We start from the raw sequence: 15,268 nt of genomic DNA on the forward strand, positions 1-15,268 counted from the left end.
AGATACGTCAGTGCCTCTCGCTAGATGGGGTATAGGGCGGAGAAATGACTCACTTGATTGGCGCTCAAGGATAAAAATCAGTCGTCGTGTGCACAGTTCACGCTTCACAATTGCTGCAAGATTGGACGCTATAACGCAAATGGATGCGGGAATCTGCATCATTTGAATATCGTCTAAGGACATCTCATCATGAATCATCTGAAGTCAGCTAAAGTCATCTTGTGGAGTTTGTGCTTATCTCTGTATGCAATGGCGCATGCCGAACCGATCAAAATTGTGGATGGCTGTGCCAAACCTGAGATCGGCGTGCTGGAGCCACTGCGCTTATTTTTAGATCAGATGCGTCCAGATGATATAGTCAGTGACACCACTCGAATGTCGATCCTGATTGCCGTGGCGCTGCATCAAAAAACTGGCAGTGATGTCCGTATTCGGGATGTCGCAGCGGCGATGGAAACGCCTTTGCACTATGATCGCAGAAATTTGATTGACGTGAGAAACACGATTCGTAGGCTTGGTTTTGATGCCCATGGCTTTCAAGTGGAAAGTCCGACAGAACTTAAAGATACAATTGATAAAGTTGCTTTTTTGGTCGATCGCCAAACAGTAGTCAATCATGATCTGATGGCATTGCTTTTTGCATCGACCACACAGTATAAATATCTACTTTATACCGATGGTGCGGTCTGCCCTATCCCCAGCCAAACCTTTCAACAGCAATTTTCTGATGCACCAATCTTGTTTGTCGAAGGTGCGAATGACCCAAAAAAAATATCATCTGCCCCCTATACAAAGGCATCGGAAAACCAGCATGATTTGGCGACGCTAGCCAGTCATGCAAGAACGGATTGAATGACTGAAGCGGCTGTTATGATATGCAATGTCGATATAAAAAAATATGGTTCCCCACCCCGAACACTAACAAAAAATAACCACTATGAGTGTAGCTCTGGCACTAGATCGTCCAAGAATGCATGTGATTTTTATCAAGGTTCTGCTCGAAACGGTTGCAGACTGGGGGATCACACCTGAAACTTTATTACAAGGTAGTGGGATCACGCTTAAGGCGCTGGAAGATAATCATTTCAGCGTGGACTATGCGGTCTTTATTCAGTTGCACTACCGCGCTATCCAACTGACGCAAGAACCAGGTTTGGGATTCCTGATTGGTCGAAAAATGAAATTTAGTAGTTGCGGTTTGGTGGCCTACACAGCAATGGTCGCCAGCACGTTAGGTGAGCTGATCGATGTGATCGAACAATTCCTGCACATTCGGATTCCCTTTACCCGGATGCGTTTGAAGGTCGAGGGAGAGACTGCCTATCTGTATTATGGATACGCATGGCTTGATCTGAAAAAAGAGGAGGATCGCATGCAGTATGAGGTTGGAGTGATTTTGGGGGTACTTATCAGTATTGAGATTATGCCTATATTATCGGGACAGACCCTGAGACCCCAAGTCGATTTTTCATTTAGACGTCCTGACTATTTTGATCGTTTTGAAGACGTTTTGAGCAATACGATGGATGTGGTGCGTTTTGATCAAGCTGAATCTCGGGTGGCATTTCCAGCCCACTATCTGGAGTTACCCCTGAAGTTTGCCGATCCTTTTACCGCCAAGCGGCTGCGGAAACAGTGTCAGCAGCAATTGGATTTTTTACAGGCCAAAAGCGACATTACCGTTCTGGTACGTGAGTTGATTTATAGTGAGGAAGATGGATTACAGTCGATCGAAGAGGTTGCCGCAAAGTTATGTGTTTCTAAGCGTACCTTGCAGCGTTTGCTTAAGCGTGTTGATCAGAATTTTAATACTCTTTACGACACTACGCGTGAACAAACCGCGCGGATGATGATTCAACGTGGAGATTTGTCCCTGAATCAGATCGCAGTGAAGCTGGGTTATTCGACCAATGCCAGTTTTAACCGTGCCTTTAAACGCTGGACGCAAAAAACACCGGGTAAATATACTGGCTAAGTCTTTTGAAAACCGCCATCTATCCAGCGATTAATGGGAAGCGTGTCGTTTATGGGTACGTGACGCGCTATGTTTGAATACATCAGGAAGATTGCTGGCTTGCAAATCGGTATCGGAGTCGAGGATAAAGTGTGCATTGATATAATGTTCTAATTGCTCGGCTTTTGTCTCACCGCTGATCACTTGTCCACAACTCGGACAGATCGAACAAAACAAATATGATTTGCTGAGCAAAAGATGATCTAATTTTTCCTGATGGGTCGCATCACAACTGAGACATTGAAATTCAACAAGATTGTCCACGTATTTCTCCATGCGAAAAGGGGGGGCATTGGCTGATATGAGCGATGAAACAATGGGAAAAGTACAGCTACAAGAGACGTAATAAGCAGGGTTCAATTCAATAGCGGTGTTGCAATAAAAAAAGATACGTTGATTCGAATGGTCGTATTATATGATTGAATATCATAAATTTAATGAAAAAACTGAGCCTATAATTATCTGGTTTTCTTCTATATGGAAATAGTTCATTTCACGCCAGAATGTTACCCTTACGTGCCAATGTAGAGTCATATTTGCAGTTAGATTGCATCAATCAACAAAACTTTAATCCGCCATAACAATTGGGAACGGTATTTTGAGTCGAGAGCTGTACACCGTTGAGTGTCAGTGATATTGGGGTGAGATTTAAGGCACCGAATGATGCACCCAGCGTACCACCAGTGAGTAATGAAACAAGATCACTGGTCGTTAATGTATTTGCTGCTAAGAAGTCATTAAATTGCTTGGCGAACTGAGGGAAGACACACGTTGCAGAGCTGGAGGCATCGGGGCATAAACTGACAGGTGCACTGGGTGTAAGATTGCCGACGAGGACAGGGTTTTTGACCGACATCCACCAGCCTTTTTGGGCAATATCATCACTGGCCGCATCAGGCCATGAAATGCTTTGGCTTTGCAGACTTAACGACAGCGGTGAGTTTAAGGGGATAGAGTGAATAAACCCTAGGGGTTGAATGAATTGTACATTGGCCGAGACGTTATTCACCTGACCATACATATGGGTATTAAAATTAAGACCAACGCCAAAATTACTGAGCAATATACATCCGACGCCACTACAACTTGTTGATGTTGCAACTACAGGTCCGCCTTGTGTCCCTGCGGTACCCGTTGAGGGGTAGATGGTGTTGCCCGGTTGAAAGTTCGGATTATTAGCTGGGGTACCATAGGTATTACATGCACCAGCGCCGAGGAAGCCACAGTCATTATCATCTGGCTTATAGCCGACCACGACATTGGGTAAGCTGGCACTCGGATTCACAGTCAGTTGGGATATGCGATTGCCATTGACCGTGGGTGCAGGGACACTAAAATTAATTCCGGAGAATCCAGGAATCCAAAAACCACCACTGGTGAGTGTAAACCCTGCGGTTGCTGCCGGAATACCGAGTACTTTCGCCTGTAAGTTGCCACTAATCGTATAATTCCCAGATCCCGTGCCCGGGTTATAAACGGGAAAGAATGCCGGTGCGGTTGAGATGGTTCCTGTCAGGGTGTTGGCGGCACCAGTGGATTGCACCTTCATATAACCTGACAGCGTCTTTATGCCGTTTGCTGAAGTTGTATTTTGTCCCGCTTGCAGTAATCCAAGGACCGACTGAGCGCCAAATTGAACCCCTGAAATCTGACGTGTCGAAAGGGATGTTGGATTTTTAATTGCAAGTCTTAAAAAAGGATTGGTAATCTTTGCATCACAACCCGCGACATTGCTTGCGCCTGCTGGACAGCCTGCCGTTCCAAGATTACCACTTAAACTGACATTCTCCATATCAATATCGCAGCCCGGCCCATTCACGCCACCACAGCCCAATTGCAAGTGTTGGATATTGGTATTGATATCCAGAGTGGCATTCATCCCTAGTGTAAAAAAACCAAAGTCAGATGTGTTTGCACCACTCCCCGTGCCAGAAGGCGCAATATAATTGGTATAGAAGGCAGCTTGACCTGTAGCCTGGCTCATCTCTGCGTCACTGAGTTGTTGGATGGCCGCCTGGGTGTATGTACTAGGCCAGATTATGAGTGTGCAGATGAGTATCGCGAGGGAAATATCTCGATTAAACAGAGTCATTGATGCACGTCCATGTGTGTTTTTTTGCGAGCGGGATAAGCAGGCCTATGCCGCCATGCATATCCGATATTCTGATTTGTTATTTTCTGGTTTATCTTTGAGCGATATAGCACAATGGGTGACAGATTTTTATCATTGCGTGCCAATTGATGAGGATGAGTTTGCACGTGATCAACGGTTGTGAATAATTGCAATTATTTAGGGATATGCCCGAAACTATAAAATTTTGTGCATGATTTCTATTTTTGCGATTTATCAATGAACAAGTTGTTTCTCTCAAGACGGGGTCTCCATCAAGTGGCAATATCAGATCAGCATAACTACGTCTGGTCATTTATGGATTCATCATCGTACAAGGAAGCGATCAAAACGGGATTCGGAATATGCTCGTGTATAACGCCCAAATAAACGACTCAGCATGTGTGATGCATTATTTTTCATGTTTTCTCATGAACGACCTGAAACTGTAGAGTGTTTTTTATGAGTATTTCTAAAGCACTCGACTATCCCAAAATACCCTGTGTCTATCTCAATATTCTGATCAAAACAGTTGAAGAGTGGCATATCTCCCCAGAACAGCTTTTGCTGGGATGTGGCCTTTCTTTAGAGTCCTTGAATAGTTCTGATTTTCGTGTGGATTATCCTATTTTTGCTAAATTGCTATTCAGGGCAGTACTTTTGACCAAGGAACCAGGTCTGGGATTTTTCATTGGTCGGCAGATGAAAATCAGCAGTCACGGTTTAGTTGGATTTGCGGTTATGGTGGCGAGTAATATCAGAGATGCTCTTAACATTATTGAGAATTATGCAAAAATTCAGGTCCCTCGCCTAAACTTAAAATTGACTGTAGAAGAGAAAAATGCCTGCTTTTCTTGGGATCCTGATTGGTTAAATCTGAAAAATGATAATGATCGTCAGGCCTATGAGATCATAGCTATATTCAGTTGCTTAGCGGCAATTGAGGCGATCCCTATTCTTTGTGGACAGAAAGTGGGCCCAATTCGTATCGATTTTATCTTTAAACGTCCTGCTTATTTTGATCAATTTGAGTCGTTGATCAATCAGATTATGGGCGAAGTACATTGTGATCAGCCTTATACACGGATTGTTTTGCCAACCAGCGCTTTGGAACTTCCCCTACTGCTGGCAGATTCGGTCACGGCCAAGCTAATGATTGAGCAATGCCAACGGGAGTTGGATAAATTACTTGCAGAGAGCAGCATAGTGAGGCATGTCCGTGTGCACATTTATAATGATAAAGAGGGAATTCGATCAATAGAGGATGTTGCAAAACAACTAAAACTTTCTAAACGCACCTTACAACGACTCCTTAAAAACTCGGACCAGAGTTTTAATGCTATCTATGACGATGTCCGTGAACAAAAAGCACTTTTGCTAGTCAAACGTAAGGATTTATCTTTAGATCAGATTTCCGAAAAACTCGGCTATGCCAATAGTGCAAGTTTTAATCGCGCGTTTAAACGCTGGACAGGGCAGACACCGGGTAAATATATGGAAGAAAGCGTAAGATGAGGGTAACCCCTCGTGTGATTGGAATCGGTTAAGAAGTGTGTTCCGAAGATGAGGGATGCAACGAAAAACAATAATTCAATAAAGAGGACAGCAGGATGACGGACTATGACTACGATTTCATCATTATCGGTTCAGGCTTTGGCGGCAGCGTCTCTGCACTACGTCTGACGGAAAAGGGCTATAACGTTGGTGTGATCGAGATGGGGCGACGCTGGACACCTGACAATCTGCCGAAGACCAACTGGAAACTCAAAGATTATTTCTGGAATCCCGCGATTGGGTTGCGCGGTTTTTTTCGCATGCGTTTTTTCTCGCATGTCATGGTGGTCCATGGCAATGCCGTGGGCGGCGGTTCGATCACTTATGCCAATACCCTGCTGGTGCCGCCGGACCATATCTGGGATGAAGGCACGTGGGCAGGGCTGGATGACTGGAAGGCGGTCATGCCTGCTCACTATGCCACCGCGAAGCGCATGCTCGGCGTGACACCAAACAAAATACTGGGTCCTGCGGACCATGCTTTGCAACGAGCCGCGATTGAGCAAGGCTGCGGGGAGACCTTCTATCCTACGGATGTCGGTGTGTTCTTTGGCGAGGAAGGCGACAAACGTGGCATATCATACCCCGATCCCTATTTCGGCGGTGCGGGTCCTGCGCGTAATAGTTGTATTGGTTGTGGCGGTTGTATGGTGGGTTGTCGTTATAACGCTAAAAATACATTGGATAAAAATTACCTCTACTTGGCGGAAAAGAACGGTGCCAAGGTCTATGAAGAAACCAAGGTGGTGGATGTCAGAGCGCTGAATGACCAAGCCGATGGTGCAGACGGCTATGAAGTGTATACGGTGAATTCGCTGACGCGAACCAATACCAATCAGCGCCGTTTCACCGCCCGCAACGTGATTTTTGCGGCGGCATCACTGGGCACACAAGAGTTGTTATTTAGCCTCAAAGAAGAGTCGCTGCCCAATATCTCTGATCAGCTCGGTAAGCGCGTGCGCACCAATGCCGAATCCTTGATCGCGGTGCGCTTTCCGGGCAGCAAGGACAATATGTCAGATGGCATTGCCATCGGTTCCGGAATTTATATCGACGAGCATACCCACATCGAAGCGACGCGCTATCCTGAAGGCTCAGATTTCTTTTCCACCATGACGACGGCGATGACGGGCGGTACGCCCGGTTGGACGCGTGTGGTACTGTGGCTTTGGATGATGCTGAAGATGTTGATCAGTGGCCCAGCAAAATTTTTTCAGGCATTCCGACCTCATGATTGGGCGCGCACCACGATCATCTTTCTGGTGATGCAAACGATAGAAGGCCACTTGAATATGCGTTGGCGCAGGCCGTGGTATAACCCATTTATCAAGGTCTTGCAAACCGAAGGGGATCCCATACCCACCTATATTCCACAAGCTAATGATTTTGCGATCAAGATGGCTCAATCTATGGGCGGTATCCCCCTGTCAGTGACGACTGAGATTCTACTTAATATTCCAACCACGGCGCACTGTATGGGCGGCGCAGGGATGGGGGCGAGTAGCGAAACCGGGGTGATTGACAGCCAGAATCGGGTCTTTGGTTATCAGAACTTATATGTCTGTGATGCATCAATGCTGGGGGCGAACCTCGGGGTGAATCCGAGCCTGACCATCACGGCTTTGGCCGAGCGTGCGATGTCGTTTATCCCACCCCCAAGAGTGCCACAACATAAACGATACCTGATCATGCCCCTGATCAGCAGTAAAGCGCAGTAAACTAAAAATATCGCCAAAATCGATTACGGCACTGGCTCGCCAAAACAATAAAGATCGATTGAATCTCATGGGATGTGTAAGTCAAGGAGAATAACAATGACGACGACCACGCGCCAAGCCACCAGACGGATGTCACTACTGGATACCGCCTTTGTGAATGTAGAAACACGCGATACGCCAATGCATATCGGAGGCCTACAGATTTTTTCATTACCGCCCAATGCACCGCCAGACTTTGTCAAAAACATCGTTCGTCGTTTTCGCAATACCACCGTGGTCGGTCGTCCTTTTAATATGAAATTAGAAAAGACACTCTGGGCCCGTATTGCCCCGTCTATGATCGTGGTCGACGCGGATGATATTGATCTGGCCTATCATGTGCGTCATTCAGCACTACCAGATCCGGGCGGTGAGCGTGAACTGGGTGAGTTGGTGTCGCATCTGCATAGTCAGTTGCTGGATCGTTCAAGACCGCTGTGGACTTGTCATGTGATTGAAGGGCTACAAAACAATCGCTTTGCCATTTACTCCAAAATGCACCATGCCCTTGCCGATGGCATCAGTGCGATGCGCCTCAGTGCTAGTGCCCTTGCGACCGAACCCGATGGTGAGTGGTTCCCCGCATGGGAGCACCGCGAACCAACTCAGAAACGTAAACGAAATCATGACTCTGCACGTACCGTTGCCGCAAAGATCACGGCGCGGGAGTGGCCGCAGATTATGAAACAGGCATTTCAGCCCATGTTTAAGCGTGAACCGGGGAGTGAGTCAGTACTACGACCTTTTGAAGCACCGCCTTCGATTCTCAATGGGGAGGTGACGTGCGCGCGTCGCGTTGCAACTCAGCAGTTGGATATGGAGCGGATGAAAAGGGTTGCCAAAGCTGCTGGCGGCTCGCTTAATGATGTCTTTCTTGCGGTCTGTAGCTCTGCGCTAAGACGGCATTTGCAGAGTCAGGATGCCTTGCCCGATCGGTCCTTGATTGCGGGTGTGCCTGTCAGTTTGCGCGAGGCGGGGGATGACTCGATGAGTAATGCCATCGGCTTTTTATGGGCCGCGTTGGGGACAGAGCTGGGTGATCCTAAAGCGCGTTTTGCTGCTATTCGTTCCTCCATGGAGGTTTCGAAAAATCACCTGAAAAGTTTGCCCCAGCAAGCGCGTATCGCGTTTACCCTGCTGACCAGTATGCCCACCGCATTAGTACTGATGAGTGGACTTGGTGCGAAGATCAGACCACCCATGAATCTCACGATTTCCAATGTGCCGGGCCCTGAACATATTTTATATCTGAATGGGGCCAAGCTTGAGGCGACTTTTCCGATTTCGATTCCTGTGCAAGGGCAGGCGCTGAACATCACGTGTGTCAGTTATGCGGGGCAACTCAATGTTGGCTTTACTGGCAGCCGTGACAGTTTACCCGGCTTACAAAAAATGGCGGTCTATGCAGGTGAGGCTTTAACTGAGCTGGAAACGGTCTTTGGTGTAATTCCCGCGTAAATAGGGTGGTTGAGTTGGCATATATCGTTGCTAAATCATGTATTTTTCTGGCGTGGTTTGAATTAGACTGGTCTGTATAGGCGTCATTTTTTGAACGCTGCTTTTTATTCATTGCGTTGGGGCAACCATGAGTCATCATCTGAAAGATTTTAACAATAAATTGATTCTGATCACTGGCGCAGGCTCGGGGATTGGTCGTGCGACCGCGCTCAAATTTGCTGATCTGGGCGCTAAGCTTATTGTCTGTGACCGTAACCTTGCTGCATTGGAAGAGACCAAACAGCTACTTGCCGCCAAAGATAACCATGCGATTTTAGAAATCGCCGATGTGTCGGATTGGCAGGCGATGCAGTGGCTGGCCGATCGTGTCCATGCCCAACATGGGGTACTGGATGTGCTGGTCAATAATGCCGGTGTCGCCAGTTCCGGTGATTTTTTAAGTACGCCGATTGAAGATTGGCGCTGGTTACTGGATATCAATGTGATGGGCGTGGTCCATGGCTGTAAAGCCTTTGGTCAGAAGATGGCAGAACGTAAATCAGGACATATTGTTAATCTGGCCTCTATGGCCGGTTACTATGCGGCGCCTGAAATGGCGGCATATTCGGCCAGCAAGCATGCGGTCATGGGCTTGAGTGAATCGTTACGTATTGAGTTTGCCGAGTACAATATTGGTGTCAGTGCCATTTGCCCCGGCGTGATCAATACTAATATCGTCAAAGCGATGCGTGCGCATGGTGCCGCAGAGCAAGCACAAGCGAAGATTGCCGATATTTATCGCAAGCGCAACTATGGCCCTGAGCATGTCGCTGAGGCGATTGTGAATGCAGTCACCCATAACCGCGCAGTCGTGCCAGTCAGTCCCGAAGCTTGGGCAATGTACGCCGGCAAGCGTTTTACGCCATCGCTCATTGATGCGGTTCAGCGTAGCAAGCCTTTTCGCAAATTAAAGGATTATGCACAGAAGCATTAAAGGGTATTAGGATTTAAGTCTGGGGTAAGGCAAAGATCAACCTATCTTTGCCTGCGGTTTTTAGCGTTGAGTACAGTGATGAAAAACTGGGTCTTCTTTGCTTTTATTTCCATGTTCTTTGCCGGCTTCACCTCGGTCATCGCCAAGCAGGGCTTGGTGGGGATATCGGGTGAACTTGGACTGACCATCCGCACGGTATTCGTGTCGGTGTTTGTCTTAGGCTTTGCATTATTCTTTGTCTCCAGTCAGGAGCTGGCTCAGGTCAATAGCAAGAATCTATTCTGGCTAGGTCTGTCTGGCATCACCACGACGCTGTCTTGGATCTACTATTACAAAGCTCTCAAACTCGGTGAAGTCTCTACCATTGCATTGATTGATAAGGGCAGTGCAGTTGTGGCAATTCTGCTGGCGTGGTTGATCTTGCGGGAAATGATCACACTGCGCATGGTTGCTGGCGCAGCGTGTATTGTACTGGGACTCGTGATTATTTCTAAGAAATAGGCTGCTGTGGATTCTCTGACAGGGTTCCACCACCCAATGCGAGATAAAGTAAAGCGGTGTCCTGATACTGCTGTACTTTGGCTCGAACCAATGACAGCCGGGCTTGATGAGCGAGTCGTTCCGCATCTAGCAGTGGGAGGACGCCGCTGTTGCCCAGTTGGTAGCTTAAGTCGGTCAGTTTGAGAGAAGATTGAGCTGCATCGAGAGCCTGTTGCTGAGTCTTGATTTGTTCTGCATCATGCTCTAAGGCTTTCAACACATCCGCGACCTGACCAAAGGACTGCAAGATCACCTGCTGATAATTCGCAAGTTCACTCTGATAGGCCGCTTCCGCCGCTTTCTTCTCTGCACGTAACGTCCCGCCATTAAACAGCGGTGCACTGAGTCCGCCTGCAATCGCCCATGCATTCGCCGTCGATTTAAAAAGATCGACAGGGGTCAACGCCTGCTGAGTCATGTTGGCTGTCAGGGTCAGGCTGGGGTAGAGGTTGGCGGTTGCCATGCCGATTGTGGCACTTGCTGCATGTAATTGAGATTCTGCCGCCATGATGTCTGGACGGTAGTGCACCAGTGATGAGGGCAGGCTTAACGGCAGTGCCGCAGGTAGATGGAATTCATTCACATCAAAATGTGGCGCCTGCCAGTCGGCTGGGGCTTTACCAACGAGGATCGCGAGTGCGTGAGTGGCTGTGCTCTGCTGTTGTTGCAAAGGCGGCAAGAGTGCCTGATCGGCTGCCAATTGGCTCTGCAAACTCAAAAGATCATTTTGAGTTGCTGAACCAATGATTTTGGCCTTCTGGATTAGGGCAATATTTTTTTGGTCGTCGATCAGGATTTGCTGGATGACTGCAATCTGGGTCTGCGCCGAGACCAAACCGATCACTTGGGCTGCGACGTTGCCGGTCAATGATAAGCGCGCCGCTTGGGTTTGATAGGCTTGGTAGGCCGCGAGCGCTTTCTGCTGCTCAAGGCTGCGGCGTTTTCCGCCTGCAAAATCCAGTAGATAGCTGACTTGTGGACCCACTGAATAATAGGTGAACGGTGGAATATGGAAGTCGCTCGGACCAAACAGGGTTGCGCCATATTTCTGGCGTCCAGCCGTGCCCCCGAGGGAAACTTGAGGATCCAGTGCCCCTGCCGAAGCTTGAACTTGCGCCTGTGCCTGTGCCAAGGTCGCTTGGGTCGCCTGCAAGGTCAGATTGCCAGCCAGTGCTTGTTGCATGACATCATTAAGCTGCGCGGATGCAAAAGATTGCCACCAGACGGATGATACGGCCTGACCACTGACCAGTCGCTGATCACCAGTAGTGATTTGATCCCCCCCCGCCGTAAAGTTGGGTGTGGTCGGGGCGGTGGGTCTGACAAAGTCCGGTCCAACCATACATGCGGACAGTAGAGCGGTCAGGATGAACACTGACAGCGGTTTCATGACGTGATGTGTAGACATACTAAAGGTGACCTTATTCCATAACCACAGGGTGTTCGTTAGACGGTTTTTGCCGCGCTTTTTGGATAAAGACCAACAGCGGTAACAGCACAATCGCCATAATCATGATCAGTTTGAAATCATTGAGGTAAGCGATCATGGCAGCCTGACGCGTGATTTCGTTGTTGAGGATGGCGAGGCTTTGCGGACTTGCCAGATCGATCTTCGCTGCTTGCAGTGCAGGCTGTGCCGCGGGGTTAAACGGCGTGATATGTTCAGCAAGGCTGGCATGCAGGATCTGAGTGTTGCGCGTCAGCAGGATTTGCACCATCGAAATGCCGACACTGCTGCCCAAGTTGCGCATCAGATTAAAAAACGCCGTACCTTCAGTGCGTAGATGCGGTGGCAATGTCGCAAAAGCTACCGTACTGAGCGGCACATAGACCAAACCCACACCGAAGCCTTGCAGCACGCCCGAAATGATCATCGGCCATTCGTTCATCAGCAAAGAAAACTGGGTCATCTGCCAGAGTGAAATGATCGTTAGTACCAGACCAAAGGCGATGAGTACCCGTACCTCGATGCGTCCCACCAAGCGCCCGACGATCATCATGGCGAGCATAGTACCGATCCCGCGCGGTGCAGTGACCAGACCTGTGGTGACGACCGGATAGTTCATCAGCCCCTGCAACATCGGCGGAATCAGCGCCAGTGTTGCGAACAGCACCACACCTACGACAAAGATAAAAACATTACTGGTCAGAAAGTTACGGTCTTTGAACAGAGCCGGGTTCAAGAATGGGCTTTTGTGGCTAAACATATGCACCACAAAGATATACAGTCCAATCCCCGCAACCAGCGCTTCAATCACGATTTCGGGGGATGAGAACCAGCCTTTTAGCTCGCCGCGATCCAAAAAGAGCTGTAATGCACCTATGGCTAAACTGAGCGAGATGAATCCCAGAAAGTCAAAACGACTGAGCGGATTGCCCGGACGCTTGGGCAGAAAGAACAACAGTCCTAAAAACGCCAGAATTCCGATGGGTACATTGATATAAAACACCCAGCGCCAGTTGTAGTTTTCAGTCAACCAACCGCCCAGTGCCGGACCCAGAATCGGTCCCATGGTAACTCCAACGCCCCATGTCGCCATGGCACTGCCGTGACGTTCGGGTGGATTGATATCAAACAGAATCGCTTGAGAGAGCGGCACTAAAGCTGCGCCGCTGATGCCTTGCAGCAGGCGGAACAACACAATCTGCGGCAGGTTTTCGGCAAGACCGCACAGTGCCGAAGCAAGGGTGAAACCTGCAATCGAAATCAGAAAGATCAAGCGCCGATCATAACGATTGGCGAGCCAGCCTGTTAAGGGGATGGTGATCGCTGCGGCAACGATATAGGAGGTCAGCACCCAAGTCATCTGGTCTTGAGTAGCTGACAGGGTGCCTTGCATACGGGGTAATGCCACATTGGCGATTGTGGTATCCAGTGCCTGCATGATCGTTGCGAGCATCACTGCAATGGTGATGATCACGCGATTCTTGCTGAGTGCAGGCGAGATACTCATCAATGACTCCCAAATAGCGAGCGATGGTACTGCGTATCAACTTTGGCAATGGCACTCAAACCACTGTGCAAGGCAAGGTTGTCGACATTATTGATTGAGATACGCACGGGAAGACGTTGCACAATCTTGACCCAGTTGCCCGTCGAGTTTTCAGGAGGTAGCAATGAAAAAGTGGAGCCGGTGCCCGGACTGATGCTGACCACTTTGCCTGTGAGCGCTTTACTGCCATAGGCATCAACATCGATGCTGACATCCTGACCAACACGCATATGGGTGAGATCGGTTTCTTTGAAGTTGGCTTCAACCCAGACATTGGATTTAGAAACTAAAGAAAATACAGGCGTTGCCGCCGCGACATAATCCCCTACTTGTAATTGCTCGACCTTGGTGACAACGCCGTCAATTGGAGCAGTGATGTTGGTATACGACAAATTCAGCTTAGCGCGATCCAGCGCCGCAACAGCAGCTTGGACAGAAGGACTGTCATCGCTGTGCAGATTGGCATTACCGCCTAGATTGGCAAGGACAGTATCTGCACCCTGCTTCTCGGCCTGAATTTGCTGTTCGGCGGTCTGTAGGTCTTGCAGTGTCTTGTCGAGCTGGGCCTGTGAGGAGATGCCTGCTGCGGCGAGTTTTTGCTGACGTGCGTACTCGCGTTTTTGATAGGCAAGATTGTCTTCTGCGGATTTAAATCCCGCCAATTTTTGTTGATAACTGGCTTTGGTCGAGTCAATCTGCAAGCGTGCGGTCGCCAATTGCGCTTCGGCTTCGCGTTCAGCAATCACAAAAGCGCGATTATCAAGCTTGAATAACACATCCCCTTTATGGACGAACTGGTTATCCGACACCAGAATTTCGCTGACGCGTGCCGAGACATTGGTGCTGACCGAGGCGCGAGCTGCGGAGACATAGGCATCATCGGTGCTGACATAGCGTCCGCCCGTTAAATACAAATAGAGACCGATGATAATCAGAATCACGGGCACGCCTATCATCAAAAAGAGACGATTTCTGCCCACCCAATTCTGTTTGATCTCAGTCGGTGCATCGGTGTTCATAGTGAGGCGCTCGTGTGTTGATGAGCCTGTAAGATGGCTCTGGCTTGCGAGATAACGATTTGTTCAATTTCGGCAATGTTGGCTTCGTCGTACTGACTCCAGCCCATATTGAGCAGGATGGCGCGACGTGAGGATTTAAAAACGGTGATTTGTCCCATGAGGGTTTGGGCAATGATTCTGATATCGCTGGTGACCTGTTCTCTGCCTAAGATTCGGGCAACAACCACTGCGATGGTTTCGTGAAAGTCACATACAAACCCTTTGTACAGTTGATTGAAGGCTGAGGTGGGATCGAGCTGTTCACGGCTGTAAATCAGTGAGATCTGATCGCGTTTGGGGTTATGTTCTAAAACGCTGTGAGCCACTTGACGCAGAAAGCGCTCCAGTAGCGCACTCAGTTCAGTCCGATCAATATCAGGCGCTTGCAGTGCGTCATGGACTTGAGTCATCCATACCCCAAGGGTGCTTTTATAGTAGTCAATGATGGTATCAATCACCGCAAAATACAGACCTTCCTTGCTGCCGAAATAATAAGGAATCGCGGCAATGTTCACTCCGGCTTCTTGTGCGATCTGGCGTGTGGATGCTTTCTCATAACCGACTTCGCTATAAATTTTTAAGCCTGCTTCCAAAAGACTTTTGCGTGCAACATCGCCGCGGTCTGAACTTTCATTGCTCGCAGAGGGTGGGGTGTGCTCGTGCATGAGGATTCTCTTTTGGAGGGTGATGCTAGATGAAAAATATAATAAGTCAATCGATTGATTAAATCAATCGATTGACTTTGTACAAAAGATCAGTTTTGTTGATAAGGAAGTGAGATTGTAAGAGTGATTTAATATGAAATGAGCAA

At 48.5% G+C, this 15,268-nt stretch carries 14 protein-coding genes; 8 read left to right on the forward strand and 6 right to left on the reverse strand.

All coding sequences use genetic code 11. From position 1 onward, the window contains the following. Positions 1-189: 189 nt before the first annotated feature. Entirely contained in the window at positions 190-852 is a 663-nt protein-coding gene (locus ACLHG7_RS05020) for a hypothetical protein (protein ID WP_410209942.1), read from the forward strand. 85 nt (positions 853-937) lie between these two features. Then, the gene (locus ACLHG7_RS05025) at positions 938-1,975 is read left to right on the forward strand and encodes an AraC family transcriptional regulator ligand-binding domain-containing protein (protein WP_410209943.1); all 1,038 of its coding nucleotides are present in this window, start codon (positions 938-940) and stop codon (positions 1,973-1,975) included. A gap of 30 nt (positions 1,976-2,005) precedes the next feature. Here ACLHG7_RS05025 and ACLHG7_RS05030 read toward each other — a convergent pair whose 3' ends face one another. Both ACLHG7_RS05030 and ACLHG7_RS05035 read right to left on the reverse strand, forming a co-directional pair. After that, positions 2,006-2,278 (reverse strand): hypothetical protein, encoded by a 273-nt coding sequence (locus tag ACLHG7_RS05030; RefSeq protein WP_410209944.1) that lies wholly within the window; start codon positions 2,276-2,278, stop codon positions 2,006-2,008. A gap of 292 nt (positions 2,279-2,570) precedes the next feature. Then, positions 2,571-3,998 carry a hypothetical protein gene (locus tag ACLHG7_RS05035; RefSeq protein WP_410209945.1) on the reverse strand — a complete coding sequence of 476 codons (1,428 nt, stop codon included), beginning with the start codon at positions 3,996-3,998 and terminating at the stop codon, positions 2,571-2,573. Between the two features lie 22 nt (positions 3,999-4,020). Between ACLHG7_RS05035 and ACLHG7_RS05040 the strand changes: the two genes are divergently transcribed. The 6 genes from ACLHG7_RS05040 (at position 4,021) to ACLHG7_RS05065 (ending at position 10,367) form a co-directional block, all read left to right on the forward strand. Next, positions 4,021-4,290, forward strand: coding sequence for a hypothetical protein (locus ACLHG7_RS05040; RefSeq protein WP_410209946.1), 270 nt, complete (start codon positions 4,021-4,023; stop codon positions 4,288-4,290). Positions 4,291-4,586: 296 nt separating this feature from the next. Beyond that, positions 4,587-5,639, forward strand: coding sequence for an AraC family transcriptional regulator ligand-binding domain-containing protein (locus ACLHG7_RS05045; RefSeq protein ID WP_410209947.1), 1,053 nt, complete (start codon positions 4,587-4,589; stop codon positions 5,637-5,639). 95 nt (positions 5,640-5,734) lie between these two features. Then, positions 5,735-7,396, forward strand: coding sequence for a GMC family oxidoreductase (locus tag ACLHG7_RS05050; RefSeq protein WP_410209948.1), 1,662 nt, complete (start codon positions 5,735-5,737; stop codon positions 7,394-7,396). Positions 7,397-7,492: 96 nt separating this feature from the next. After that, a complete protein-coding gene (locus ACLHG7_RS05055) occupies positions 7,493-8,893 on the forward strand; it encodes a WS/DGAT/MGAT family O-acyltransferase (protein WP_410209949.1) in 1,401 nt (466 codons plus the stop codon). A gap of 127 nt (positions 8,894-9,020) precedes the next feature. Continuing rightward, positions 9,021-9,866, forward strand: coding sequence for an SDR family NAD(P)-dependent oxidoreductase (locus ACLHG7_RS05060; RefSeq protein WP_410209950.1), 846 nt, complete (start codon positions 9,021-9,023; stop codon positions 9,864-9,866). Positions 9,867-9,944: 78 nt separating this feature from the next. Next, positions 9,945-10,367 (forward strand): EamA family transporter, encoded by a 423-nt coding sequence (locus ACLHG7_RS05065; RefSeq protein WP_410209951.1) that lies wholly within the window; start codon positions 9,945-9,947, stop codon positions 10,365-10,367. Here ACLHG7_RS05065 and ACLHG7_RS05070 read toward each other — a convergent pair. Genes ACLHG7_RS05070 through ACLHG7_RS05085 form a run of 4 tightly spaced genes read right to left on the reverse strand, consistent with a single transcriptional unit; the run spans position 10,357 to position 15,122 of the window. Further along, the gene (locus tag ACLHG7_RS05070; RefSeq protein ID WP_410209952.1) at positions 10,357-11,814 is read right to left on the reverse strand and encodes an efflux transporter outer membrane subunit; all 1,458 of its coding nucleotides are present in this window, start codon (positions 11,812-11,814) and stop codon (positions 10,357-10,359) included. The genes ACLHG7_RS05065 and ACLHG7_RS05070 overlap by 11 nt on opposite strands. 13 nt (positions 11,815-11,827) lie before the next feature. Next, positions 11,828-13,360: a DHA2 family efflux MFS transporter permease subunit gene (locus ACLHG7_RS05075; protein ID WP_410209953.1), complete on the reverse strand. Its 1,533-nt coding sequence runs from the start codon at positions 13,358-13,360 to the stop codon at positions 11,828-11,830. Beyond that, the gene (locus tag ACLHG7_RS05080) at positions 13,360-14,418 is read right to left on the reverse strand and encodes an HlyD family secretion protein (RefSeq protein WP_410209954.1); all 1,059 of its coding nucleotides are present in this window, start codon (positions 14,416-14,418) and stop codon (positions 13,360-13,362) included. The genes ACLHG7_RS05075 and ACLHG7_RS05080 overlap by 1 nt, the downstream gene beginning before the upstream one ends. Then, positions 14,415-15,122: a CerR family C-terminal domain-containing protein gene (locus ACLHG7_RS05085; RefSeq protein WP_410209955.1), complete on the reverse strand. Its 708-nt coding sequence runs from the start codon at positions 15,120-15,122 to the stop codon at positions 14,415-14,417. The genes ACLHG7_RS05080 and ACLHG7_RS05085 overlap by 4 nt, the downstream gene beginning before the upstream one ends. Positions 15,123-15,268: the final 146 nt, after the last annotated feature.

This window comes from Aquirhabdus sp., assembly GCF_046462495.1.
GTDB lineage: Bacteria > Pseudomonadota > Gammaproteobacteria > Pseudomonadales > Moraxellaceae > Aquirhabdus.